Here is a 25,183-nt window from a genome sequence, read left to right as displayed (position 1 = left end):
TGGATTCCCTCCCTCTTTGCCCCGCGGCGCTTCCACGGGTCACAGCACACCACTGATGAACACATCGCGCGATAGCCCCATGACAACCGGCACGATGCCCAGACAGACGAACGACGGCAGGAAGCACAGGCCCAGTGGCGCCCCTATGAGCACACCGGCCCGTTCGGCGGTGGCTACCGCTGAATCCACCGCATCACGACGGCACTGCACGGCCAGCGAGGCAATACCGTCGGCCATCACTGCTCCGGAATCGGCCGATCGCCGTGCCAATCTGGTAAGTGCCCTGCGCTGCTCATATCCCAGATCCGCTGGTGATCCGGTATCGGTCCAGGCCGCCGATGCCGGTGCACCCAGGGCGAGCATCTCCCCTGCGCGGCTCAGGATCCGGGCCAGCTCGGGTGGAGCGGAGGCCGTCACCACCAACGCGGCAGTCGCGACCGGCATCCCCGACCGGAGGCATACGCCAAGTACGTCAAGGCTGAATGCCATTCCCAATAAGCCCTTTTCGGTGGCATCCCGGTCGACGATGGATGAATCACCCCGCGACAACCTGCCACAGGCGCGCATAGCCCCAGGCGCAGCCAACATCGCCGCGGCAAGCAACAACAGGGCCGCGGTCATCGCAACGCCTTCCCAATGATTTGGTCAGACCACAGCAGACCGATACATGCCAACACGATCCCGACAACGAGCAGCGCGCCACCCATACCGCCCGAGCACAGCACCGCAAGAGGTCTTGCTCCGATCATCTGACCCAATCCGATTCCGACCACCGGCAGACCGCTCAGCACCGCGGCAGTGGCACGCGGCCCGGCAAGTCCGGCGTTCACGCGCGCCGTGAATCGTTGCCGCTCCCGAAGATCTGTCCGGCATGCGTCGAGGAGCTCGGCAACAGCCAGGCCGTGGCGGTGGGCCAACGTCCAACCACGGCTTATCCGATCCCATTGCGATGCAACCGGTCCCACTCCGGGGATCGCCGGATCCGGATTCACTCCCAATCGTGCGCGTGCGGCTATAGCCGCGAACGTCTCCCCCGCCGTTCCTCCGAGCTCTGCGGCAGTGACCTCGAATGCGCGCACAGGATGCGCGCCAACCCTCAGTTCACCGACAACAACATCGAGACCGGACTCCAGGGCGGTCAATTCCTCCAACTGCACGATAAATCGGCGACGACGGTGCCACCGCACCCCCAAGGTCGCGCCGGCGATGCCCACCGCGGACACCACCGACAACGGCAACAGCCACACCACCACGAGCACAAGACCACTCAGGGGCACCGCCGCCAGTCTCCAGTTCCAGCACATGTCACACCTCATGCCCCGCCGTAGGCACGAGCGCCGTTGCGGCACAATGAGTAACGCAGCCGAAAGCAGCAGCAGGGCGTGCGGAGTCATGGCATGCTCCGTGCGATCAACGCCTCCAATTGCTCCGCACCGGAACACAGCCGGCCATCGATGTTCCATGCGGGTACTACCCGTACGATCCCGTCATCACCCTTGGATACCACCCCAATTTCGGTCAGTCGACGCATATTGCCGAATCTTCTTATATGACATACACATTGAATAGCTGCACCGAGCTGCGAGTGGAGTGCGGCGCGGTCGAGGCCACCCAGGGCTCCGAGCGCTTCCAACCTTGCGGGGACCTCAGCCGGGGCATTCGCGTGGACCGTACCCGCGCCGCCGTCATGACCGGTGTTGAGGGCGGTCAGCAGGTCGACCACCTCAGCACCGCGCACCTCTCCCACCACAATCCGATCGGGCCGCATCCGCAATGCCTGACGCACCAACTGGCGCAGGGTCACCTCCCCCGCACCCTCGACGTTGACGGCGCGAGCCGCCAGCGTGACCACATGCGGGTGACGCGGCGCCAGCTCCGCGGCATCCTCGGCGCAGATGATGCGTTCCGAAGGGTGGATCGCCCCCAGCAGCGCAGACAGCAAGGTGGTCTTACCCGCCCCGGTGCCTCCGGTGACCAGGAAGGCCAGCCGGGCCGCCAGCACCCCACGAAGCAACCTGGCCGCATCCTCATCGACAGTGCCATCAGCGATGAGCTGATCCAAACCCTTAGCGGTGGGACGTAATACGCGCAGCGATACACACGTCCCGCCGACCGCTATCGGCGCCAGCACCGCATGCAGACGTACCACCGAGTGCGGCGGACCGACACCAGTCAGCTGCCCGTCGACGAACGGCTGCGCGTCGTCGAGTCGTCGCCCGACCGCTAGAGCCAAACGTTGGGCAAGACGGCGCACAGCAGCATCGTCGGCGAATCGCACTGTGGTGAGTCGCAGCCCTTCACCATCGTCTACCCAGACGCGATCGGGTGCGGTCACCAAGACATCGGTCGTACCGTCCGCACACAACAGCGGTTCGAGAATTCCGGCACCCGCCAGCTCACTCTGCAGTTCCTTGATGCTATGCAACACATCGCTATCACCAAGCACACCACCGGATTCAGCACGTATCACGGCTGCCACCGCCGTCGGCCGAAGCGCCACATTCTCGGTCGCGAGCCGCTCACGAACGCGGTCGATCAACGAGCCGGTCATGCCGCCGTACCCTTGCCGTCATGCGAGACCAACGCCAGCACTGACTGCGCGGCGCGCGCCAGAGGTGAGCGTCGCAGCAGTCGCAGGCCGCCGTTGTCGAGGCGATTGCCGAGATTGGGTTCCGGACGCATGGCAGCGATCAGTGGGGCTCCAACGATTTCGGCCACCTCGGCCGGGCGCAGTCCGCTCGGCGCCGGACCGCGCACGACTACACCGATATTCGGGTTGGCGGCCTGTATCGCAGTGACCATGAGCGCGGCCGCTGCGCACGCCCGCACCTCGGCGGGTGTCACCACTACCACCAGGTCAGCGCGGTCCAGTGCCGCCACACTTGTTGCGCCGAGCCGCCTCGGGAGATCAACGACCACCGGCACTCCTACCTCCCGCGCGCTGTCGATCACTCCGCCGATCGCCTCTGCATTGCCTCCACCGCCTGTCCTGTCTCCCGATACCAGGACAAGTCCGCGCCGATGTGGCAGCGCACGGCGAAGGGCATCGAAGCTCACCCGACCGCTGCGCATATCGATATCCGGCCACCGGAGACCGTCGACGTCCTCCCAACCGAGCAGTAGATCGATACCACCGCCGTATGGATCGGCATCGACGATCAGCGCTCCACCCGGCGCGCACAGACCAATCGCGCCGCACAGAACGGATGCGCCGGCACCACCGCGTCCACCCACCACCGCAATCACCGCAGCGCGTCCTGTCGTCGAGGTGGAGGGGATTGCCGAACAGGCTTCGACGAGCCGGGATTCGTCCTCGGGCAAAGCGAGTACCTGCTCGGCACCCACCGCCACCGCTCTGCGCCACACCTCGCTCGTCGGCTCGTCCCGACAGACGAGTAACACTCGCGCTCGGCGCGGCAGTCGAGTCACCGCTTCGAGCGACGGGTCCGCGCCATCGAGCAGGACCGCCCCCGCACGGGCCCAAGCTTGTCGGCCGATCGAACAGGCATCGGTAGCGAGGATCAGCGGCTTGCCAGTCGCAGCGACGATCCGTTCGATCTCGTTGCCGAGCCATCGATCACCGATGGCAACGACGATCGGCTCCCCTCCATGTCCCTCCACGTACTCCACCATCGAGGTTGCGTAAATGAAGCGCCAGGGGCCTCATCGAGTTTGGGGATGGGCGCGAATCTGTGGATAGATCAAGGTGAACCGCAAAAACCGGTGATAAACGTCCCCAGAAAAGAGGACGACCCTCGCCAGGGGGGGAGGAGGCGAGGGTCGTCGTGCTTCAGCCCCGGGGGGTCGGGCTGAGACACACTCGGCATAGCCGAGTAACCCCACTATACACACGTACCCAGTGAGGGTGGCAAGACCAATCAGCCGAAAAAAGGGAAAGAAAGGCAACCCTTCTTCTGGCACCACCCCGTTACCAGACCACCCCGGCTGAGCTGGGACTTTCCGGATGGACACAACGGCACAGTCGGTGAGATCTATCCTCGAACTGTGACCGATGATGCAACGGCACCCGGACCCTTTCCCTCTTCCGAGGACCGGGATGCCGCGGCCGTCACCCAACCCAGCGGCACCACGCTGGCCCCCCGGACTGCAGCCTTCTTCGATCTAGACAAGACGGTGATCGCGAAGTCGAGCACGCTCGCCTTCAGCAAGCCCTTCTTCGACCAAGGCCTGATTAATAGACGCGCCGTCTTAAAATCGAGCTACGCGCAATTCTTCTTCTTGCTATCCGGCGCCGATCACGACCAGATGGATCGCATGCGTACGCACATCACCAATATGTGCATGGGCTGGGATGTCGAACAGGTGAAGGCGATCGTGGCCGAGACGCTGCACGACATCGTCGATCCCTTGGTGTTCGCCGAAGCCGCCGATCTAATCGCCGACCACAAGCTCTGCGGCCGCGATGTCGTGGTGGTCTCAGCATCCGGCGAAGAGATCGTGGCACCCATCGCACGCGCCCTCGGCGCAACCCATGCCATGGCAACGCGCATGGTCGTCGAGAATGGCAAGTACACCGGTGATGTCGCCTTCTACTGCTACGGAGAAGGCAAGGTGGCGGCGATCCAGGAACTCGCCAAGCGCGAGGGCTACCCACTGGAGCACTGCTACGCCTATTCCGACTCGATCACCGATCTACCGATGCTGGAGAGCGTCGGTCACCCGACAGCCGTCAACCCGGACAGGGCGCTGCGCAAGGAATCGATGGCGCGGGGGTGGCCAGTGCTGACGTTCTCGCGGCCCGTCTCACTGGGTGATCGGATACCCGTTCCCTCCGGCGCCGCGGCCGCCACCACGGCCGCCGTTGGCTTGAGCGCCATCGCCGCTGGGGCACTTACCTATTCGCTGATTCGCAGGCTGCGGCCGTAGCTCAGCCGCTCGCGCGAAGACCGTCAGGCGTAGAACTAGACACACGTCACTTTAGGCGCGCGCGTAACAATGCGATGACCGTATGAATTGCCCCTTGATGTGACCGGCGTCTCAGTGTAGAAAGTAGGTACGGAGCCCGGCAAGGCCAAGGTCGATCCAGAGGATAAGGATCGATTTCCCGACCTGGGATTCCCAGCACGGACCACGGCACCCACGCGGAGCACGCCGCGACAAGGGCAGAAGCGTTGTGGGCCTGCGCAATCGCGGACAGTGAAAGCTCATCAGGCTTCTTGGGTGAAGCCCGAGTTAGAAGCGTCGCGAAAGCGCCGAGGCCACCCACACAACCCACCTAGCACGCTTGGTAACCGGAGGTTCCGTGCTAGCGGGCGACGGGCCGATTCATTCGGATCGTCGCCCGCTTTTATGTTCCGCCGCAGTATGTTTCGGTCAGCTCACCGCAGTATCCGCGATCGACGTCGCTTCTGCCGCTCCGGCCGTTAATGCCTCACAACAGAACACGATCCACGCGGCAACGGCTTCGGGCGTACCTTCCGCGAAAGCCGAGGACAGCTCCCGGTATCTCCCGGACTGACGCATCCACATCACCTCGGGAACACCGAGCGCGTGTGGATCGAGACCGCGTGACACCGTCACCAACCGGGACGCGGCGCGTGCGACGACGCCGTCCGCGGATCCAAATGGACTCAGCACCAACAATTCCCCGTGCGTGATCGCGGCAAGAACCGGCGCGGATACCGTCGTTCCTCCCGAAATCAGCTGCGCCAACAGTTCCAGCCGATCGGTGTCGATACCGGCGCGGGGCCGCCCAAGGGTCCGCTCGTCTGCCATGCCGGTAGCGGCCAAGACATGCAGGCGCGCCAGCGCCTGCAGCGGTGCGCGCGACCACACCGACGTCAGCTGTGTCAGCGCATCACCATCGAGCGCCTGCCCGACGCGCAGCGCACCGGCCAGTATCGGATCCTCCACCACTCCATCGGCACTCAGCTTCATCGTGCCGCCGTCCAGCGCCGACGAGGACCTGGCTGCCCGCACCGCCGCCTCGGCCGCCGTCACCGGCCAGCCCCGCAGATTGGCGCGATGGCGGTGGACCTTGCTCACTGCGTCGCGCGCGGCTTCGGCGGCACCGGATACTCCCGGCAGGGCGGCCAACGGTGCAAGTGGGTCAGTCATGGTCCGCTAATAGTGCCCTACGCTCCTCGCGACGGATCCGCTGCAGCTCCGGGTCTGGAACCGGTACCGCCGCCAGCAGTCGCTTAGTGTATTCGTCCGTCGGTGCCGTTAATACCTGTGTATCCGAGCCGAATTCAGCAAGGCGGCCATGATTGAGCACCGCGATACGGCTTGCCACCAGTTCGACCACCGCCAAATCGTGGCTGATGAACAGGCATGCGAACCCGTGCTCGCGTTGCAGCTCGGCGAAGAGTTCGAGCACCCGTGCCTGTACCGAGACATCCAGCGCGGAGGTCGGTTCGTCGGCGATCAACAGCGTCGGCTCCAGCGCCAGCGCCCGCGCAATACCAACACGTTGCCGCTGACCACCGGAGAGCTGGTGCGGGAAGCGGTTTCGCATGGCGGCAGGCATCTGTACCTGCTCCAACAGGGTCTTGACCCTGTTCTCCCGCTGGGTGCGGTCCATATCGGTGTGCAAGGTCAATGGCTCGGCGATCGACTGGCCGATCGGCCATCGCGGATTGAGCGAGGACCCCGGATCCTGGAACACCACCCCCACCTTGCTCCGAATATCCCGCAGCCGCTTGCGGTTGGCAACCGAAATATCCTGGCCGGCAACACAGATGGTCCCCGAAGCTATTTTCAGCAGACCGACCGCAGCACGCCCGATGGTGGATTTTCCGGACCCCGATTCGCCGACGAGCCCCACCACCTCACCCCTGCCGACGGTGAACGACACATCGTCGATGGCCCGAAAGCTGCCGCCCTTACCCCGATACTCGATGATGACGTGTTCCAGGCTCAGCGCCAGATCGGCCGGTGGCACCGAAGATTCGTCGCTATCTCCCAGCGTCGCGCCCAGATGAGGTACCGCCGCCAGGAGCTGCTGCGTATACGGCTGCGTTGCCCGGTGGAAGATGCTGTCGGCATCCCCCTCTTCCACGACCTCGCCATCCTTCATCACCATGATGCGATCGGCCATATCCGCCACCACGCCCATATCGTGCGTGATCAGGATGATGCCGGCTTCGATGCGGTGCCGTAGATCGCGCATGAGATCAAGGATCTCGGCTTGTACCGTCACATCGAGCGCGGTGGTGGGTTCATCCGCGATGAGCAGACCGGGATCCAGGGCAAGTGCCTGGGCGATCATCGCGCGCTGACGCTGCCCACCGGAGAGCTGGTGCGGGTAATGCTTGACCCGCTTCTCAGGCTCGGGCATGTCTACCAGCTCAAGCAACTCGATGGCACGATCGCGCGCCTGCCTGCGCGTCATCGTCTTATGCGCCCGAACAGCTTCGGCGATCTGCCAGCCAATGGTGTACACGGGGTTCAGTGCCGTCATCGGCTCCTGGAAGATGACGGCAACATCCTTGCCGCGCACCTCACGCAGCTCGTCGTTAGTGGCGCCGAGGAGCTCTGCACCGTTGAGTCGGATACTGCCGCGAACCCGCGCGCTGGGCGGCAGCAGCGCCGGGATCGCCATCGCGGTGGTGGATTTCCCCGACCCGGACTCCCCGACGATGGCGAGCACCTCGCCCTTGGCGACGCTCAGAGAGACTCCCCTGACGGCGGGCACCCACTGCTTGTCAACCTCGAAATCGACCGAGAGGTCCTTGATCTCGATGAGAGAAGAACTTGCGGTCACCTCCAACTCACCTCCTCCGCGGATCGAGGGCGTCGCGGAGGGCGTCACCAACCATGATGAAGCCCAGCACCGCAGCCGAGAGGAACAGCGCGGGAACGAGGACCAGTCTGGGTGTGGATGCGAAACGGGACTGGCCATCGTTGATCTGGAGCCCCCACGAAATCTCGGGTAATTCAAGCCCGATACCCATATAGGTCAGCGTGGCCTCCGCGGCGATGAAACCGCCCACGGCGATGGTTGCGTACACGAGTACCGGCGCCAAGGCATTAGGCAGTATGTGTCGCACCAGGATTCGCCAGGTTGGCGCACCCAATGCGATGGCGGCCTGGACATAGTCGCTCTGCTTGATGGTCATCACGCTGGAACGCACCAGTCGCATCGAGGTCATCCAGCCGAAGACGATGAGCGCGCCGGCGACGCTCCAGATCGTGCGATGACCGACCACCGAGAGCAGGATCATTCCGCCCAAAATCGTGGGAATGCCGTAGAAGACATCGGTCAACCTGGACAGCGCCGAGTCGGCGATCCCCCCGAAGTACCCCGACAACGCGCCCACGGCCACCCCGATGACGAGCACTCCCAACATCGAGATCAGCCCGATCGACAACGACACTCGCGCACCGTAAACCACGTTGGCGTAGTAGTCACAACCTTGTAGATCGGTGCCCAGCCAATGCGCCGCACTGATTCCCTTGCGGGCCTGATAGAGGTCACAGTCACGCGGGTTCTTCCCGAAGGTGAACAGCTGCGGGGCCAGCGCCATCAGCACCAGAATCGTCAACAGAATCGACCCGGTGATGAAAAATCCGCTACGGCGCAAGTACTTCCATGCGTTGCCCCACAGGTCGGCCTGCTCCACCAGCGACTCGGCGGCGGCTCCAGGACCCGACACCGGGCCGGGTGCATGGACGGCGTCACTCATAACGAATCCTTGGATCCAGCATCGCATACAGGACGTCCACGACGAGATTGAAGAAGATGTAGAAGAACACGATGAGCGTCAGGATGCTCACCACCACGGCACCCTCCTGGTTTCGCACGGCGTCGAATGTCGCCCGTCCCAGCCCGGGAATGTTGAATACGGACTCGGTAACGACGGCACCCGCCAGCAGTGCCCCCACGTCGGCGCCGATGAACGTAACCACGGGAATCAGGCTGTTACGCAGGGTGTGCCGCATCAGAATGCGTGATTCGGAGATGCCCTTGGCGCGGGCGGTGCGGACAAAGTCGGCATCCATCGTCTCCAGCATCGAGGTCCGGGTCAGACGGGCGACATAGGCCATAGACAACGAGGCCAGCACCAGTCCCGGTAGCAGAAAGCTGTACCAGCCATCACGGATTCCGGCGATGGGAAACCAGCCGAGCTTGAAACCGAAGAGATACTGCGCCAAGAACCCGAGCACGAACACTGGCATCGAGACCAGCAGGGTCGTCGTGACGAGAACCAGGTTGTCGTAAAACGATCCCCGGCGCACCGCACACAGCACCCCGGCCATGATTCCGATGATCGTCTCGAATGCTACGGCCACCACCGTAAGCCTTAAAGTCACCGGTAGGCGTTGCGAAACAGTCAGCGCGACAGGGCGTTCCTGAAAATCAGTACCGAAATCGCCGTGCAGGAAGCCCACTATGTACTTGCCGTACCGCACCAAGAACGGATCATTGAGGTGGAACCGTTCACGCAGCTGAGCCATCACCTCGGGGGTGAACGGCCGGTCACCGGCCAATGCCCGGATGGGGTCGCCCGGTAGCGCGTACACCATGCCGTAGATGAGCAGCGAGGTTCCGATCAGCACCGGGATGGCCAGCAGCAGCCGCTTCACGATGTACCGAAACATGCCGGCGTTCTGCCACCCATGCTTCAGTAGCACCAATAAGTCAAAAGGCCACGGGCGCACGGCTTGCCATACACCGCTGGTGTCGACCTTCTCGTTGATCAGCCAGCTCGGCCATTTCCGCCCGGTCATTGCGTGACCTCTACATCGGCGTACTCGATGCAGTCTTGGATACCGATCTTGACGTTGCTCACTCGTTTGGAATGCACCGCCTGGTTGACCTCATAGAACAGCGGCGTCGCCGGAAGATCCTTGAACAACAAGTCTTCTGCCTTCTGATACGCCTTGGTCGCAAGTTCCACTGTCGGTTCGTTGTTGCCCTGCCGGAGCAGTTGGTCGAATGCTGGATTGCTGTAGAACCCGTAGTTGCTTCCCGCCGGGGGCCGAGCTCCCGTGCCGTACAGCGATTCCAGGAAGTTGTAGATCGACGGATAGTCCATCACCCAGCCCGACCGGAACGGCCCCGTCATCCCCTTGCTGTCCTGCAGCGGCAAGAATTGCGACCACGGCAGGCTCTTGAGGATGTACGGCACTTTCAAGTTGGTCTGCAGCTGATTCCCTATGGCCTGGAGCCATGTTTGATGGTTTCCCGATGACGGGTACCACAACTCGATGGGCTTGCCTCGATCGAAATGTGCCGCGTCGAGCAGTTTGTTGGCCTCATCGACATGCAGCTCGCACAGCTTTCCGCAGGCCCCCTTGCGATACCCGTACACCAGCGGCGAACCGTACGAGGTGGCGGGAGTGCGGGTGCCCGAGAAGATCACCTCGGTGATCGCCTCACGGTCGATGGCCATGGAAATCGCCTGGCGTACGCGCACATCGGCGTATCGGGGGTCATACATTGCGAATCCCAGCGAGGTGATATCCGGGCGGGGCCGCTCCAGAAAGGCCGATCCGAATTCGGCCTTGGCGTTCTCGTAGGCGGAGTCGGGTAGATCGAGCTGGATGTCGAGGGCACCCGCCTGCATATCCGTATATGCGGTCAGGCCTTCGGTGTACACCCGCCAGATCAATCCCTTGGCCTTCGCCTTCTTTGGCCCGGCGTATTGGTCATAACGGCTGAGCGTCATCCCCACACCCCGCACCCAGTCGGTATCGACCTTGAACGGGCCATTGCCGATGGGGTGCACGCCGAACTTGGCCGGGTCCCGGAAGAACGCCTTAGGAAGCGGCAGAAATGCGGTGTAGCCCAATGTCATCGGGTAGATCGCAAACGGCGTGTTAAGCCGCACCGTAAACGTCACGTTATCCACGACGTGCAGCCCACGCATCTGAGTCCCGCGCGGCGGTCTGTTCGTCTTCGAGTCACCCTGCAAGTCGTCGAACCCATCGACATTGGCCAGGAAATTCGATGACCCCTGCGCGTTGGTACTCAGCGCGGTGTAGTTCCACGCGTCCACGTAAGACTGCGCGGTGACCGGTTCCCCGTTATGAAAATTCCATCCAGGCTTGAGCTTTATCGTCCAGTTGACGTTATCGCTGCTGGTGATCGACTCCGCGGCCCCGGTGTATTCGACGGCGGCGGTGTCATTGTTGAACTCGACGAGGGCAGTGAACAGCGAGCGGATTATCCGGCCGCCCTGGTTTTCGGTGATGTTCCCCGGAATCAGCGTGTGCTCGGGCTCAGTGATGAACATGCTGAAATAGCCCGGGGGCGCCGGGGTCACGAGGTCCCCGCAGCCGGCGGGTAGCAGCGCGGCAATGCCAACAAGCATCACAAGGGCCAGTCGGCGGAACCTCATCCTCACCCTTCCCTCGGTAGCTGAATTAGGTAGGACGACCATAGGCGGGTGACGCGCCGATGTCTCTCCATCGACACACCCCCCGCGCCGGATCTGGACGGCCGCACCAATTACTTCTCGGTAACCAGGCCCGCCCACTAGGCTTTGTCCCGGACCTGTATAGGGCAGAAAGGCCAGATCAGATGACCGAAATCAGCACCGAGCCGAATAGCTATCCGCCGTCGCCGGAGTTCGTGGCGACAGCGAACGCAACCTCAGACCTGTACCAGGCAGCTGAGGAGGACAGGCTCGGGTTTTGGGCACAACAGGCGGGCCGCCTGCACTGGGATGAGCCCTTCAACGAGGTCCTCGACTGGTCCGATGCACCGTTCGCCAGGTGGTTCGTCGACGGCAAGCTCAACGTCTCGTACAACTGCGTGGACCGCCACGTGGAAGCCGGCAACGGCGACCGCGTCGCCATCCACTGGGAAGGCGAACCTGGCGATACCCGCACCATCACCTACGCCGACCTGTTGGCAGAGGTCAGCCAGACCGCCAACTACCTGACCGAGCTCGGCCTGGTTTCCGGTGACCGCGTGGCCATCTACATGCCGATGCTGCCCGAGGCCATCGTGGCGATGCTGGCCTGTGCGCGACTTGGTCTGATGCATTCGGTGGTGTTCGCCGGCTTCTCCGCCGCGGCGCTGCGCGCGCGCATTGACGACGCCCAGGCCAAGCTCGTCATCACCTCCGACGGCCAGTGGCGCCGCGGTGCCGCGGCGCCACTCAAGGCGGCGGTGGACGAGGCACTGGCGGGCGAGGCGAGTTCCGTCGAACATGTGCTGGTGGTGCGCCGCACCGAGATACCCGTCGAATGGACCGAGGGGCGTGACCTCTGGTGGCACGAGACGGTTTCACGGGCCGACACCACACATACTCCGCAGGCCTTTGATTCCGAGCATCCGTTGTTCCTGCTGTACACCTCGGGAACCACCGGCAAGCCCAAGGGCATCATGCACACCTCGGGCGGTTTCCTGACCCAGACCTCATACACGCATTTCAACATCTTCGACCTCAAGCCCGAGACCGACGTGTATTGGTGCACAGCCGATATCGGCTGGGTCACCGGCCACACCTACATCGTGTACGGGCCGCTGTCCAACGGCGCCACTCAGGTGGTGTACGAGGGCACGCCCACCTCCCCGAACGAGCACCGGCACTTCGAGATCATCGAAAAGTACGGTGTCACAATCTATTACATCGCGCCCACCCTGGTGCGGACATTCATGAAGTGGGGCCGCGAGATCCCGTTCGCACACGACCTGTCCAGCCTGCGGCTGCTCGGCAGCGTCGGTGAGCCCATCAACCCCGAGGCGTGGCGCTGGTACCGCGAGGTCATCGGCGGCAACCGCACACCCATCGTCGACACCTGGTGGCAGACCGAAACCGGCTCGGCGATGATCTCCCCGCTGCCCGGCATCACCGACGCCAAACCGGGTTCGGCGATGCGGGCGCTACCCGGTATCTCGGCGAAAATCGTTGATGACGACGGGAATCGGCTCGAGCCCGCGCACAACGACGAACCCGTCACCGGATACCTGGTCCTCGATCAACCGTGGCCGTCGATGCTGCGCGGCATCTGGGGCGACCCTGAGCGGTTCAAGGAGACCTACTGGTCCCGCTACGCCGACAAGGGCTGGTATTTCGCCGGCGACGGCGCACGCTACGACAGCGATGGCGCCATCTGGGTGCTGGGCCGCATCGACGACGTTATGAACATCTCCGGCCACCGGATCTCAACCGCCGAGGTGGAATCCGCGCTTGTCGGGTACGACGGAGTTGCCGAGGCCGCCGTGGTCGGCGCCTCCGACGACACCACGGGGCAGGCCATCGTGGCGTTCGTGATCCTGAAGGCCAGCCATACCGTCGAAGGCGATGAGCTCGTCTCACATCTGAAAGCCCAGGTGTCCAAGGAGATTTCGCCCATCGCCAAACCACGCGAGATTCACGTGGTGCCCGAGCTGCCCAAGACCCGCAGCGGCAAGATCATGCGACGACTACTCCGGGACGTGGCCGAGGGCCGCGAACTCGGCGATACCTCGACGTTGGTCGACCCCAGCGTCTTCGAGGCGATCAGGGCCAGCAAGTAGCCGCGATACGCACGCCTACCCGACCGGGGTGTAACCCACTCCGGCGGTGCGGTTCTTGGCATTGATATCGGCCAGCACGGTGTTGATCGAGTACGTGGTGGTCGGCGTGTGCAACGGGATGTACTTGACGATGCACACCGGAAGTTTGGTGGCGGCGCCATGGATCATTCCCACCAGCTGTCCGTTGACGGTGACCGGTGCACCCGAGTCGCCCGGCTGTCCGCAGACCTGGTTGATGAACGTGCCGGGTTCAGCCCCCGCCCCGAATGTCACCCCGCATGAGTTCCCGGTGGTGCGACCCAGCTTGCACGCGATATCACCCGGCTGGGGATCCGGTCCGATACCGGTGATGGCGAACCCCTTGTAGGTGGAAACCGGCTCCACCTTCGCGGGATCGAACTGGATGGTCGCGTAGTCGTACTGCTCGTTGCCGTTGACGAACTTTCCGAGCACACCCTTCTTGGGAAAGTCCTCCGAGACCACCTGTGAGCCCGCACCACCGCAGTGAGCCGAGGTGAAGCCCACCAGATTGCCCTTGTTGTCATGGCCGATCGTCGTCAGTGTGCACAGGGTGTCGCCGTTGATGATCAGCCCGGCGCCACCGCCCATCGGCACCTTGTCGTCGGCACCGGCAGCGGGCGCCGCAACGGCCGGGATCGCGCCCGTGACGAGGCCAAACAGCGCCATCAGGACCGGCAATCCGTAACCCGTACGCCGCCCGAGTGACCTCATTGGCCGGCGCCCATGCTCTTCACGCATGCGGCTCATCGCCCTTTCTCATAACGGCCGCATCTCTCCCCCTGTCGGCCACGTCTGCCGTCATTGTAATCAACATTCACACTGGTCACTTCTGTCGCAGACCTATCGATTGGGTAACGACACCCTCAGCACAGACGCGGCGCAGCCCCGGTACTGCCGACGTGGCAACATAGGCCGCACTAGATTCACCGGAATCACACCCGACCCGCAAGGGACACGGAGGGAGCACAGTGAGCAGCCCTGGAAGCCGCAACTACCGCACAGACAACAATGGTGTTCCGATCACCGTCGCCGCCATCCCCCTGTCTGATCCGCATGCCACCGGCACCGGCGAACCCACCATCGGCAATCTGGTCCGCGATGCCACCAGCCAGGTTTCCGCCCTGGTGCGTGCCGAGGTGGAACTGGCCCGCGCCGAGGTCGTGCGTGATGTCAAGAAGGGCCTGGCGGGCAGCATCTTCTTCATCGCGGCTCTCGTCGTCCTGTTCTACTCGACGTTCTTCTTCTTCTTTTTCGCCGCCGAGGTACTCAAGGTCTGGCTGCCGGCTTGGGCTGCCTACCTGATCATCTTCGCCGCCATGGTGTTCGTCGCGATCCTCGCGGTGCTGATTGGCTATCTCCAGGTCAGGCGAATCCGGGGCCCACGCGACACCATCGCGACGGTCAAGGAAGCACGAACCGTCTTCACACGAGACGACGAGACGCCCGCGCTGACCAAGTCGGCCAAACCCTCAGACCCGTCGGGCTGGTAGCTGCTTCCGTCGGCTCGATACCGACACACCCATGCTGTTCGACCAGACGGCCCGTCACCCCGACCCCTCCGTGGTCCGCATTGTCGGGCCATGGCGACATTTTGATGTGCACGCCAACGGAATTCGGTTTCATGCGGTGGAGGCCGAAAACAGTAGAGATGCCCGTCCATCAACCGTAGCCGTCACCAGCAGACCACTCGTGTTGCTGCTGCACGGATTTGGTTCCTTCTGGTGGTCGTGGCGTCATCAACTCCGTGAGCTGACGGATGCCCGCGTGGTGGCCGTCGATCTCCGCGGCTACGGGGGCAGTGACAAGCCCCCGCGCGGATACGACGGATGGACGCTGGCCGGAGATACCGCCGGCCTGATCCGCGCACTGGGCCACACCTCCGCCACGCTCGTCGGGCATGCCGAGGGTGGGTTGGTGTGCTGGGCCACCGCCAACCTGCATCCACGCCTCGTCGACGCCATCGCCGTGGTGAGCTCGCCGCATCCGACCGCCTTGCGCACCTCCACATTCCGTGGAACCGGACAGGGTGGCGCACTCCTCCCATCCCTGTTGCGCTATCAGGTGCCGATCCTCCCCGAACGCACCCTGACGCGTCATCGCGGTGCCGAACTGGAACGCCTGGTGCGCTCGCGGGCGGGGTCGCAGTGGACCACCACCGACGATTTCGCCGAGACCATCAAACAGCTGCGCACCGCGATCGCCATCCCGGGTGTGGCCCATTGTGCGCTGGAGTACCAGCGATGGGCAGTACGCAGCCAATTACGCAGTGAGGGTTGGCGGTTCATGCGATCGATGAATCGCGAGCTGACCGTCCCCGTGCTCCACATGCGCGGTGACGCCGACCCTTACGTGCTCGCAGACTCGGTGCACCGGTCATTACCGTTCGCACCCAACGGGCAGTTCGTATCGCTACGCGACGTCGGCCACTACGGCCACGAGGAAGACCCCGCCACTGTCACCGAACAGTTACGGAACTTTATGGGGCGCCGGTGATTGCGGCCCGTTGACGGACTGCTCCGGCGACTTGTTGGCCTCTGGAGCGGAAATGCAACTGCCGGTGCCGACGGGCTCGGCAAGCCCGGCCTTGGTGAGCTGATCCTGGACCTGTTTGGCGGTGAGCGCGAAGCCGGTGTCGTCATCGTCGATCGCGGCCCCGAAGACCACGCCGAGCACGCGGCCTTCCGTGTCGATCAACGGACCACCGGAATTGCCCTGCAGCACCGAACCCCGGACGGTGTACACCTCGCGGGTGACCGTGGTGGACCGGTAAATATCCGGGCCGTTCAGTTCGATGATCTCCCGGACCCGCGCCGGTGTCGCCCGATAGTCTCCACCGCCCGGGTAACCCAGCACGATCGCGTCGTCACCTGTCTTGGCGGCCTTCGGCGCGAAAACTAGGGGCGCCGCGGGCATCTCGGGAACCGCGAGGATCGAGATGTCCGCATTCGGGTCGTAGGACACCACGGTGGCGTCGAAGTTCTGCCCCTCCGACTCGACGGTGATGCTGTTCGTCCCGGCCACCACATGGGCGTTCGACATCACCCGGTGCGGGGCGATCACGAATCCAGTTCCCTCAAGCGACTTTTGGCAGCTACGGGCGATGCCCTTGATCTTGACGACGCTCGGCTGCGCTCCGCGCACCACCAGCCCGTCGGCCAGCGCCGGGTCGGGAGCGTCGACGGCCGCAATGGGGGTCTTGCCGAACGGCTGCAACACACTGGGCAGCCCGGAAGTATCCAGCAACTTCGACAGGTCGTTGGGGACCTTACGGAGTTCGTCGGGGGCGTACTTGTCGACCTGGCTGAGCACCTTTGATTCGCGTGCTGCCGCAGAGATATTCGGCTGGTTGGAGCTCTGCATCGGGATGGACAGCAGCCACGCGGCGACCAGCACGGCGGCCACCTGCAACGCGACCCCCACCACCGAATCCCCGGTACGGACCACCCGATTTTTGATGGCGCCACGCATAGCCCGGCCCAGCACCACGCCCGCCACCTCGCCGATGACCACCAGCACGAGGATGAGGATGAGAGAGGCGAACAGCTTGGTACGAGCCCCTTCAAGGTTGCTCACCACATGCGGGGCCAGCATGATTCCCGCCACTGCGCCCAGGATTACACCGACGAAGGACATGAGGGAACCCAGTGCGCCGGAACGCCATCCGGATACGGCAGCAATGAACGCGACGGCGACGACGCCGATATCGAGCCACTGCGACGGATTCAGATTCATACCGCTCCTCCCAGGTGCTCGGCCAGCAGTTCATCAAGATCACGAAGGTTACGAGTGTCCCATGGCCGCGCCCAACCGGACACCTCCAGCATCGCCGAGATGATCTGCCCGGTGAAGCCCCACACCAGCATCCCCGGCAAGAGGAAGGCCGGTCCGCTGTAGCGGATACCAAACGTCTTCTTGGTCACCATGATCCGATTGGCCGGGTCAACGAGGTCACCGATCTTCACACGTGATACCTCGGCGGTTTCGCCCGGGTCCACGGCGAGAACCGGCCCTGGATCGGGTGAGTACGCCAGCACCGGGGAGACGTGGAAGCCCGATGGCGGGATGAACAGCGAGTCCATCACCGTCAGCGGTTGCACGCGATCGGGGTCCAGCCCCGTCTCCTCCTGGGCTTCGCGCAATGCCGTTCCCACCGGTCCCCCGTCGCCCGGATCGGTGGCACCGCCGGGGAACGACACCTGGCCGCTGTGCTGACGCAAGGTCGATGCGCGCACCGTCAGCAGCAGATCGGCCTCGGTTGGGTCGGTCACGGTGCCGTCGGCGGACACCAGCACCAGTACGGCCGCCGGTCGGCCGGAGGAGGGCCGCGTGCGCGCTCGCAGCACCGCTTTGATCGCGGGGTGCACACCGCGGCCATAGATGTCCTTGACGCTGCCGGCGTTGTCCACCAGCGGACGCATCCAGTCGGGCGCCGCGCCGGGCGCCAAAGGAGCGATGGTCACTGTCTAGAACCTCACTCCCAATGCCTGTTCGACCTCGGCACCGATCTCATCCGCCGAAGTGAACGAACGCGGTAGCACTCGGGCAACGCTACCGTCCGCGCGGATCAAAATGGTCGTGGGCACGACATTCGGCGTCCTCAGGGCCGCGGCGATCCGTCGGGCTCCGTCCTGCAGCATCGGCAGCCTGACGTGAAGCTCGGCCAGTCTGGCAATCCCGGCGGCCTCGTTCTCGTCCTGGTGCACGGTGACAACGGTGAGTTTGTCGCCCGCACGGCGCTGCAACTCGGCCATTGCAGGTAACTCATCGGCGCAGGGGCCACACCAGTAGGCCCACAGGTTCAGCACGACATTTCGGCCCGCAAGCGCGAGTCCCACCTGCACCGTCGATCCATCCGCGGCGCATTCGAGCGAAATCGTGGCCAGCGCCGATGGACCAGGCGTGCTGCCTGATTGCGGACAGGGTGGAAGTTGCGCTTGACGACGTAGCTCCGCGAGAGCTTCTGGGGTGTCGGCGTCTCGGCGTTCCCGGGCGGCGACGAGCCCCTGATCGTTGGGGTCTGCCCCAGGTCGCCGGAGTTGCTCCCGCTGTTGCAGCAGCATGACCGCGATCAGCGCCGCGACCAGCACCACCCCGACGATCGTCCACCGGGCCCCGGTCGTGAGCCGAACCACGTCACAACCCGGCCAGAGCCAGCAGATGCTCGGTTTCCGGGCCCTTCACCAATGGCGCAGCAAGCTCCGGATCTGTCGGACCCAGCCCGTAAGACGGGCAGTCCTTGGCCAGCACGCAGATACCGCAAGCGGGCTTGCGGGCATGGCACACCCGTCGACCGTGGAAGATCACCCGGTGACTAAGCAGGGTCCATTCCTTGCGTTCGATGAGCTCCCCGACGATGTGCTCGACCTTGACCGGATCTTCTTCCTCGGTCCACCGCCAGCGACGTACCAGCCGCCCGAAATGCGTGTCGACGGTGATGCCGGGGATGTCAAAGGCGTTTCCCAGGACCACGTTTGCAGTCTTGCGGCCGATGCCGGGCAGGGTGACCAAGTCCTTCAGCCGTGGCGGCACCTCACCGCCGTATCGCTCCACCAGCTGAGTACCCAGGCCGATGATCGAGTTCGTCTTGTTCCGGTAGAAGCCGGTGGTGCGGACCATCTCTTCGAGCTCGGCCCGGTTGGCGCCGGCGTAGTCCTCCGCGGTGCGGTATTTGGCGAACAACGCGGGCGTCACCATGTTGACGCGAACGTCGGTGCATTGTGCCGACAAGATGGTGGCAACAGCCAACTCCAGCGGCGTGGTGAAATCGAGCTCGCAGTAGACATGTGGAAATGCCTGCGCCAGAGTGCGATTCATCCGTCGCGCACGGCGGACCAGTCCCGTGTGCGTCTCGGTTTTCCAGGTTCGCGTCGGCGTTCCCGACTCCGGAACCGCCTTCACCGCCGACTTCGCCCTGGGCTTGGAGGCTGATCCGGTCGCTGCCACAAGGCCAGGGTAGCGGTCCATCCAGACAAGCACCCACACCATTTCGCCCGCTGCGCAGGGCAAACCGGTTGTTTTTCGTGACCTCGCCGAGATCTTGGACGTGTTTACTTCAACCCGTGTCGGGCCTATTCGGGTTGTTGGTACCCGGACTTCTCATGCTTGCCAGCCTTGGGCTGGGGAAGCTGGAAGCCGGGTTGATGCGGCATACCTTGCAACCGAGCGAGGTCGCCGATTTTCTGGACCAAGCCAGTCCATCAGATATGAATCGGCTCGCGCGCGATGGCATGCCGTCGGCCATCGAGGATTTGCACCGTCGTCAATTGCAACGCATCGAGCCCTCGTTGGAGGCGATCTACGAGGCCACTGCAAACGGCCACAACCAGCCACGAGTCAACGGTTTGTCCATGAATCGCCTGCGTGAAGAGGGTGTACCTACCTTGCGCTCCCGGCATTCAGTGGTCGATTCACTGCGTGCCGGTGGCGCAGCGGTGTAGCTTGGATCACGTTCTTCAGCGACCTGGCCTCTAGACTCATGTCGAGGTAGCAGGCCAGCGCAAGCATGACCAACGAATTTGGGTAAGGGGCAAACGTGGACGAGATCCTGGCAAGGGCCGGAATCTTCCAGGGTGTCGAACCGAGTGCCATCTCGGCGCTGACGAAGCAGCTGCAGCCAGTTGACTTTCCGCGCGGGCATACGGTGTTCGCCGAGGGCGAGCCTGGCGACCGTCTGTACATCATCATCACGGGCAAGGTGAAGATCGGGCGCCGGTCTCCCGACGGCCGTGAGAACTTGCTGACGATCATGGGCCCGTCGGACATGTTCGGTGAGCTGTCGATCTTCGACCCCGGGCCCCGGACCTCGAGCGCCACCACCATCACCGAGGTGCGCGCCGTATCGATGGACCGGGACGCGCTGCGCGCCTGGATCGGCGACCGCCCGGAAATCGCCGAGCAGCTGCTGCGCGTGTTGGCCCGCCGCCTGCGCCGCACCAACAACAATCTCGCTGACTTGATCTTCACCGATGTGCCCGGTCGTGTCGCCAAGCAGCTGCTGCAGCTGGCTCAGCGGTTCGGCACCCAGGAGGGCGGCTCACTGCGCGTGACGCACGACCTGACGCAGGAAGAGATCGCTCAGCTGGTGGGCGCGTCCCGCGAGACCGTGAACAAGGCACTGGCCGATTTCGCGCACCGTGGCTGGATCCGGCTGGAGGGCAAGAGCGTCTTGATCTCTGACTCCGAACGCCTGGCCCGCCGAGCGCGATAGCTCCCACGCGCCACCCACGGAAGGTGCCTTCTCAGGGTGATGCGCTGATGGCCACCAGCGCCACGCACACGAGTGTCACTACGGCACCGGCTTGTTGAATCCGGCTGAGCCGCTCGTGCAGCACCACGCGGGCGATGAGGACCGTCACCACCGGGTACAGCGAGGACAGCACCGCGGCCACACCGAGGCTTCCATGCGCTGAGGCGTAGGTGAACAACAGGATCGCCGAGGTGTCGAGTACACCCGCGAAAGGCACCACTCCGTATGGCGGGTGCATGTTCGCCCGCAGGCTCTTCCAGCTGAACGCGCCGAGCACGAGGATCAGCATCACCTCGGTAGCGCGGGAGATCACCACCGCCTCAACGGGGTGATATCTGCCGGCCTCGGCCAGCAGGATCATGCAGACGCCGAACATCACCATGCAGAAGAACGACCACACGAGCACCTGCCGCCCCGGACGCTGCCCGTCCAGTCCCTCCGAAGCCGAGGCCAACACGACGCCGACAAGGGTGCCGGCCAACCCCAGGTAGGTCAGCCCCGAGAGCGACTGCCCGATCATCGCGCCCCAGATGACCGGTACCACCGCCCCCACCGCGGCGATCGGGGACACCACCCCCATAGGCCCAATGGCAAGCGCGCGATACAACGCGTAAAGCGCCGTGAAAGCTGCTGGCCCGGAAAGCATTCCCAGCAGTGTGCGGCCATCGAAATGCGACGAAGAGGTGACCAGTGCGACGAGTCCCACCACCGCCAGCCCTACGGGTCGGCTCAGCGCCAGCACCGCGAGCGTCGACCGCCGCTTGCTGGCGTGCCCGCCGATGAAGTCGCTGATACCCCAGCTGAACGAGCCCGCGAGGGCAAGGGGAATCGAGTTCACTTACGGGCGCAGGTAGTCCAGCTGTGCCTGCACCGACCACTCAGCGGCACCCCACAGTGACGGGTCCACATCGGTGTAGACGTGTTCGACCACCTGTCGCGCCGAGGCGTCCTCACCCAGTGCGGCCAACGCTCCACGCACCTGGTCGAGACGCTGCTCGCGGTGGGCCAGGTATTCGGCCGATACCACCGACAGGTCACCCAGCTCCGGACCATGGCCGGGCAGCACCGTCCGCTTGCCCAGACCCTGCAATCGTTTCAGTGACTCCAGGTAGTCGCCGAGACCACCGCCGTCCTGCGCGATGACCGTGGTTCCCCGGCCGAGGATGGTGTCGGCGGTCAGTACCGCGTCATCGAGAACGAAGGACACCGAGTCATCGCTATGCCCTGGGGTGGCCAGCACCGAGATCGACAACCCCGCGACATCGATGCGCTCGCCATCGGCCAGCGCCACCGAATCCCCACGCAACCATGCCGGGTCGGCGGCGCGCACCGGAGCACCGGTCAGCTCGACGAGACGGTCGACGCCGCCGGTGTGGTCGAAATGGCGATGGCTGACCAGGATCAAGGCCACCTTGCCGATTTTCGCGAGCGCCTCGACGTGCACGTCCGGGTCACCAGCCGCAACGGCCGGGCCGGGGTCGACGATGACGATCTCGTCGCTGCCGGGTGCGTGCAGCACCCAGGTGTTGGTGCCTTCCAACGTCATCATCCCCGGATTGTTGGCCAGCAGCACCGAGGCGGTCTCGGTCACCGGCCGCAGCTGGCCATACGCGGGGTGGGTCACGCCGTGTTCACTCCTGGACCTCGACGATCAGCTCCACCTCGACGGGTGCGTTGATCGGCAGCTCCGCAACGCCCACGGCTGAGCGGGCATGCACGCCTGCCTCGCCGAACACCTCGCCTAGGAGCTCTGATGCCCCGTTGACGACACCGGGCTGGCCGGTGAATCCCGGTGCCGATGCGACGAATCCGACGACCTTGACCACCTTCACGACCTTGTCGATCCCAACCAGGGAGTCCACGGCGGCCAGCGCATTGAGGGCGCAGGTGCGGGCCAATGCCTTGGCGTCCTCGGGGGTCACCTCGGCGCCGACCTTGCCCGCGGTAATCAGGCTGCCGTCCACGATGGGCAGCTGCCCGGAGGTGTAGACGTGGTTGCCGCTGCGCACCGCGGGCTGATACGCCGCCAAGGGCGCCGCGACGGCGGGCAGTTCGATACCGAGCTCGGCCAACCGAGCACTATGCGTACTCATTTCGCCCGCTTCAGGTAGGCGACGTGCTGTTCACCGGTGGGCCCGGGCAGCACGCTCACCAGCTCCCAGCCGTCGCTTCCCCACTGGTCCAGTATCTGCTTGGTGGCGTGAGTGAGCAGCGGGACGGTGGCGTACTCCCATACGGTGCGTTCGGTCATACAGGCAACCCTAGGACAAGCACAGACGTTCCGACATCGGCTCGACTGCGGACGGCTAGCATGCGTGCGTGGTGAACACTTCCTCTGACAACGATGCAGGGACTCCAACCAATGCCTGGCCCGCACGGGTCGCAAATGCGCGACTGCACTTTGTGACAGGCAAGGGTGGGACCGGAAAGTCCACCATCGCCGCGGCCCTGGCCCTTGCGCTGGCCGCGGGCGGCCGAAAAGTGCTGCTGATCGAGGTCGAAAATCGCCAGGGCATCGCCCAGCTTTTCGACGTACCTCCGCTAGCACCGAAGGAACTCAAGATCGCCACCGCCGAGGGCGGCGGAGCAGTGAACGCGCTCGCCATCGAGATCGAGACGGCGTTCATGGAGTACCTCGAGATGTTCTACAACCTCGGGTTGGCCGGACGCGCGATGAAGCGCATCGGCGCCATCGAGTTCGCCACCACCATCGCGCCCGGTCTACGTGATGTCATCCTCACCGGAAAGATCAAGGAGTGCATCGTCCGCGTCGACAAATCCGGACGGCATGTGTACGACGCCGTCGTGGTCGATGCCCCGCCCACCGGCCGGATCGCGCGCTTCCTCGATGTGACGTCGGCGTTGTCCGATATCGCCAAGGGCGGCCCGATCCACTCGCAGTCCGAGGGTGTGCGCAAGCTGCTGCACTCGGATCAGACGGCCATCCACCTGGTGACGCTGCTGGAAGCGCTGCCCATGCAAGAGACTGCCGAGGCCATCGCCGAACTCACCGCGATGGACATGCCGGTGGGCAGCGTGATCGTCAACCGAACGGTGGTACCGCACTTGTCCCCCACGGACCTCGACAAGGCGGCCGAGGGCGTCATCGACGCCGACGCTGTGCGTAAAGCGTTGAGCGACAACAACGCCACCCTTTCCGATGCAGACTTCGCAGGTCTACTCACCGAGACCATCGAGCATGCGACACGGATGCGGGCGCGCGCCGAGAGCGAGGAGCTGCTCGGCGAGCTGCAGATACCGCGACTGGAATTGCCTACCTTGGCCGACGGTGTCGATCTGGGCAGCCTCTACGAACTGGCCGAGAGCCTGGCCGAACAGGGAGTCCGATGAGCAACACACCTGCCGTCTTGGACATGGCGGCCATCCTCGAAGACCGCAAGAACCGCGTCTTAGTCTGCTGCGGTGCAGGCGGTGTCGGCAAGACCACGACCGCCGCGTCGGTTGCAGTGCGCGCCGCGGAGTACGGCCGCACCGTGGTGGTGCTGACCATCGACCCGGCGCGCCGGCTGGCGCAGTCACTCGGTATCGAGGAGCTGGGCAACACCCCGCAACAGGTGCAGATCGACGGACTCAAGGGCGAGCTGTTCGCAATGATGCTGGACATGCGACGCACCTTCGACGAGTTGGTGGTCCAGCACGCGGGATCCGGCCGCGCACAAGCGATTCTGGACAACAAGTTTTATCAGACAGTCGCCACCTCCATGTCGGGCACACAGGAATACATGGCCATGGAGAAGCTCGGACAGCTTCTCCATGAAGACAAATGGGACCTGATCGTGGTTGACACTCCGCCGTCCCGCAATGCGCTGGACTTCCTGGATGCGCCAAAGCGGTTGGGCAGCTTCATGGATGGACGCCTCTGGAAGATGCTGCTGGGCTCCAGCCGAGGCCTGGGTCGCATCGTCACCGGTGCCGTCGGACTGGCGATGAAGGCGTTGTCCACGGTGCTCGGATCGCAATTGCTTTCCGATGCTTCGATGTTCGTGCAATCACTGGACTCGACGTTCGGCGGATTCCGCGAAAAGGCGGACCGCACCTATGAACTGCTGCGCCGACGCAGCACCCAGTTCATCGTGGTGTCGGCCGCCGAGCCCGACGCACTGCGCGAGGCGACATTCTTCGTCGAGCGGCTGACACAGGAGGGCATGCCGCTGGCCGGCCTCATCCTCAACCGCACCCATCCCACGCTGTCCAGCCTGACCGTCGAGCGCGCCGTCGACGTCGCCGAAAACCTCGAAGAATCGGGCGAATACAGCCTCCCGGGGGCCGTGCTACAGATTCACGCCGAGCGCGCGGCGACCGCCAAGCGTGAGATCCGGCTGCTGTCGCGGTTCACTAGCGCAAATCCGACGGTACCGATCGTCGGGGTGCCCTCACTGCCGTTCGATGTCTCCGATCTGGAGGCGCTGCGCGCCATCGCCGATCAGATCACCGGGGTCGCTCCCTAAAACGCAACGAGC

At 64.1% G+C, this 25,183-nt stretch carries 26 protein-coding genes; 8 read left to right on the top strand and 18 right to left on the bottom strand.

What is annotated here, in order from left to right:
• Nucleotides 1–39: 39 nt before the first annotated feature.
• From MLB1_RS15415 to ssd, 4 genes are read right to left on the bottom strand one after another with little or no spacing between them, the layout of a single operon-like run.
• Complete coding sequence (locus MLB1_RS15415; protein WP_180750691.1) at nt 40–621, bottom strand: type II secretion system F family protein; 582 nt, start codon at nt 619–621, stop codon at nt 40–42.
• Complete coding sequence (locus MLB1_RS15410) at nt 618–1,394, bottom strand: type II secretion system F family protein (RefSeq protein WP_180750690.1); 777 nt, start codon at nt 1,392–1,394, stop codon at nt 618–620. Before MLB1_RS15410 ends, MLB1_RS15415 begins: the two co-directional genes overlap by 4 nt.
• Nucleotides 1,391–2,551, bottom strand: coding sequence for a TadA family conjugal transfer-associated ATPase (locus tag MLB1_RS15405; RefSeq protein ID WP_180750689.1), 1,161 nt, complete (start codon nt 2,549–2,551; stop codon nt 1,391–1,393). Before MLB1_RS15405 ends, MLB1_RS15410 begins: the two co-directional genes overlap by 4 nt.
• Nucleotides 2,548–3,633, bottom strand: a complete 1,086-nt coding sequence (gene ssd, locus MLB1_RS15400) for a septum site-determining protein Ssd (RefSeq protein WP_219603119.1) — start codon at nt 3,631–3,633, stop codon at nt 2,548–2,550. The genes MLB1_RS15405 and ssd overlap by 4 nt, the downstream gene beginning before the upstream one ends.
• A gap of 372 nt (nt 3,634–4,005) precedes the next feature.
• Here ssd and MLB1_RS15395 point away from each other — a divergent pair, with 372 nt between their 5' ends.
• Nucleotides 4,006–4,887, top strand: a complete 882-nt coding sequence (locus MLB1_RS15395) for an HAD-IB family hydrolase (RefSeq protein ID WP_180750688.1) — start codon at nt 4,006–4,008, stop codon at nt 4,885–4,887.
• A 447-nt stretch (nt 4,888–5,334) separates the two neighbouring features.
• Here MLB1_RS15395 and MLB1_RS15390 read toward each other — a convergent pair whose 3' ends face one another.
• The 5 genes from MLB1_RS15390 to MLB1_RS15370 all read right to left on the bottom strand — a co-directional run bounded on the left by MLB1_RS15390 (nt 5,335) and on the right by MLB1_RS15370 (nt 11,306).
• Nucleotides 5,335–6,078: an oxidoreductase gene (locus MLB1_RS15390; RefSeq protein WP_180750687.1), complete on the bottom strand. Its 744-nt coding sequence runs from the start codon at nt 6,076–6,078 to the stop codon at nt 5,335–5,337.
• The gene (locus MLB1_RS15385) at nt 6,071–7,726 is read right to left on the bottom strand and encodes an ABC transporter ATP-binding protein (RefSeq protein ID WP_371750632.1); all 1,656 of its coding nucleotides are present in this window, start codon (nt 7,724–7,726) and stop codon (nt 6,071–6,073) included. Before MLB1_RS15385 ends, MLB1_RS15390 begins: the two co-directional genes overlap by 8 nt.
• 7 nt (nt 7,727–7,733) lie before the next feature.
• On the bottom strand, nt 7,734–8,648 hold the full coding sequence (locus tag MLB1_RS15380; RefSeq protein WP_180750686.1) for an ABC transporter permease: 915 nt from the start codon (nt 8,646–8,648) through the stop codon (nt 7,734–7,736).
• Complete coding sequence (locus tag MLB1_RS15375; RefSeq protein WP_180750855.1) at nt 8,641–9,564, bottom strand: ABC transporter permease; 924 nt, start codon at nt 9,562–9,564, stop codon at nt 8,641–8,643. The genes MLB1_RS15380 and MLB1_RS15375 overlap by 8 nt, the downstream gene beginning before the upstream one ends.
• A gap of 125 nt (nt 9,565–9,689) precedes the next feature.
• Nucleotides 9,690–11,306, bottom strand: a complete 1,617-nt coding sequence (locus MLB1_RS15370) for an ABC transporter substrate-binding protein (RefSeq protein WP_180750685.1) — start codon at nt 11,304–11,306, stop codon at nt 9,690–9,692.
• Between the two features lie 182 nt (nt 11,307–11,488).
• Here MLB1_RS15370 and acs point away from each other — a divergent pair, with 182 nt between their 5' ends.
• Nucleotides 11,489–13,435: an acetate--CoA ligase gene (gene acs / locus MLB1_RS15365; protein WP_180750684.1), complete on the top strand. Its 1,947-nt coding sequence runs from the start codon at nt 11,489–11,491 to the stop codon at nt 13,433–13,435.
• A 15-nt stretch (nt 13,436–13,450) separates the two neighbouring features.
• On the opposite strand, the gene MLB1_RS15360 is transcribed toward acs, so the two are convergent.
• On the bottom strand, nt 13,451–14,167 hold the full coding sequence (locus MLB1_RS15360) for a serine protease (protein ID WP_180750683.1): 717 nt from the start codon (nt 14,165–14,167) through the stop codon (nt 13,451–13,453).
• A 257-nt stretch (nt 14,168–14,424) separates the two neighbouring features.
• Between MLB1_RS15360 and MLB1_RS15355 the strand changes: the two genes are divergently transcribed.
• Together MLB1_RS15355 and MLB1_RS15350 are read left to right on the top strand one after the other, a co-directional pair.
• Complete coding sequence (locus tag MLB1_RS15355) at nt 14,425–14,946, top strand: phage holin family protein (protein ID WP_180750682.1); 522 nt, start codon at nt 14,425–14,427, stop codon at nt 14,944–14,946.
• A 31-nt stretch (nt 14,947–14,977) separates the two neighbouring features.
• Nucleotides 14,978–15,949, top strand: a complete 972-nt coding sequence (locus tag MLB1_RS15350; protein WP_180750681.1) for an alpha/beta hydrolase — start codon at nt 14,978–14,980, stop codon at nt 15,947–15,949.
• Here MLB1_RS15350 and marP read toward each other — a convergent pair.
• From marP to nth, 4 genes are read right to left on the bottom strand one after another with little or no spacing between them, the layout of a single operon-like run.
• Entirely contained in the window at nt 15,923–17,188 is a 1,266-nt protein-coding gene (marP, locus tag MLB1_RS15345; protein WP_180750680.1) for an acid resistance serine protease MarP, read from the bottom strand. The two genes, MLB1_RS15350 and marP, sit on opposite strands and share 27 nt — an antisense overlap.
• Nucleotides 17,185–17,874 carry a CoA pyrophosphatase gene (locus tag MLB1_RS15340; protein ID WP_255485982.1) on the bottom strand — a complete coding sequence of 230 codons (690 nt, stop codon included), beginning with the start codon at nt 17,872–17,874 and terminating at the stop codon, nt 17,185–17,187. Before MLB1_RS15340 ends, marP begins: the two co-directional genes overlap by 4 nt.
• A gap of 45 nt (nt 17,875–17,919) precedes the next feature.
• Entirely contained in the window at nt 17,920–18,588 is a 669-nt protein-coding gene (locus tag MLB1_RS15335) for a TlpA disulfide reductase family protein (protein WP_180750678.1), read from the bottom strand.
• Between the two features lies 1 nt (nt 18,589).
• On the bottom strand, nt 18,590–19,420 hold the full coding sequence (gene nth, locus MLB1_RS15330; protein ID WP_180750677.1) for an endonuclease III: 831 nt from the start codon (nt 19,418–19,420) through the stop codon (nt 18,590–18,592).
• 134 nt (nt 19,421–19,554) lie between these two features.
• Between nth and MLB1_RS15325 the strand changes: the two genes are divergently transcribed.
• Nucleotides 19,555–19,893, top strand: a complete 339-nt coding sequence (locus tag MLB1_RS15325) for a hypothetical protein (protein WP_180750854.1) — start codon at nt 19,555–19,557, stop codon at nt 19,891–19,893.
• Between the two features lie 95 nt (nt 19,894–19,988).
• Entirely contained in the window at nt 19,989–20,663 is a 675-nt protein-coding gene (crp, locus tag MLB1_RS15320; RefSeq protein ID WP_078311583.1) for a cAMP-activated global transcriptional regulator CRP, read from the top strand.
• 31 nt (nt 20,664–20,694) lie between these two features.
• Here the strand turns inward: crp and MLB1_RS15315 are convergent, their stop codons facing one another.
• Genes MLB1_RS15315 through MLB1_RS15300 form a run of 4 tightly spaced genes read right to left on the bottom strand, consistent with a single transcriptional unit; the run spans nt 20,695 to nt 22,953 of the window.
• The gene (locus MLB1_RS15315) at nt 20,695–21,540 is read right to left on the bottom strand and encodes a DMT family transporter (RefSeq protein WP_180750676.1); all 846 of its coding nucleotides are present in this window, start codon (nt 21,538–21,540) and stop codon (nt 20,695–20,697) included.
• The gene (locus MLB1_RS15310; protein ID WP_180750675.1) at nt 21,541–22,326 is read right to left on the bottom strand and encodes an MBL fold metallo-hydrolase; all 786 of its coding nucleotides are present in this window, start codon (nt 22,324–22,326) and stop codon (nt 21,541–21,543) included.
• Nucleotides 22,327–22,333: 7 nt separating this feature from the next.
• Complete coding sequence (locus MLB1_RS15305) at nt 22,334–22,795, bottom strand: RidA family protein (RefSeq protein ID WP_180750674.1); 462 nt, start codon at nt 22,793–22,795, stop codon at nt 22,334–22,336.
• A complete protein-coding gene (locus tag MLB1_RS15300) occupies nt 22,792–22,953 on the bottom strand; it encodes a DUF4177 domain-containing protein (protein ID WP_180750673.1) in 162 nt (53 codons plus the stop codon). Before MLB1_RS15300 ends, MLB1_RS15305 begins: the two co-directional genes overlap by 4 nt.
• 68 nt (nt 22,954–23,021) lie before the next feature.
• On the opposite strand from MLB1_RS15300, the gene MLB1_RS15295 reads away from it, so the two are divergent.
• Nucleotides 23,022–24,053 (top strand): ArsA family ATPase, encoded by a 1,032-nt coding sequence (locus tag MLB1_RS15295; protein WP_371750631.1) that lies wholly within the window; start codon nt 23,022–23,024, stop codon nt 24,051–24,053.
• A complete protein-coding gene (locus tag MLB1_RS15290) occupies nt 24,050–25,171 on the top strand; it encodes an ArsA family ATPase (protein ID WP_180750672.1) in 1,122 nt (373 codons plus the stop codon). Before MLB1_RS15295 ends, MLB1_RS15290 begins: the two co-directional genes overlap by 4 nt.
• Nucleotides 25,172–25,183: the final 12 nt, after the last annotated feature.

It is taken from the genome of Mycobacteroides sp. LB1 (assembly GCF_013449725.1).
Lineage (GTDB): Bacteria > Actinomycetota > Actinomycetes > Mycobacteriales > Mycobacteriaceae > Mycobacterium.
Note: the sequence above shows the minus strand (reverse complement) of the source record. Positions and strands in the feature narration are given on the sequence as shown.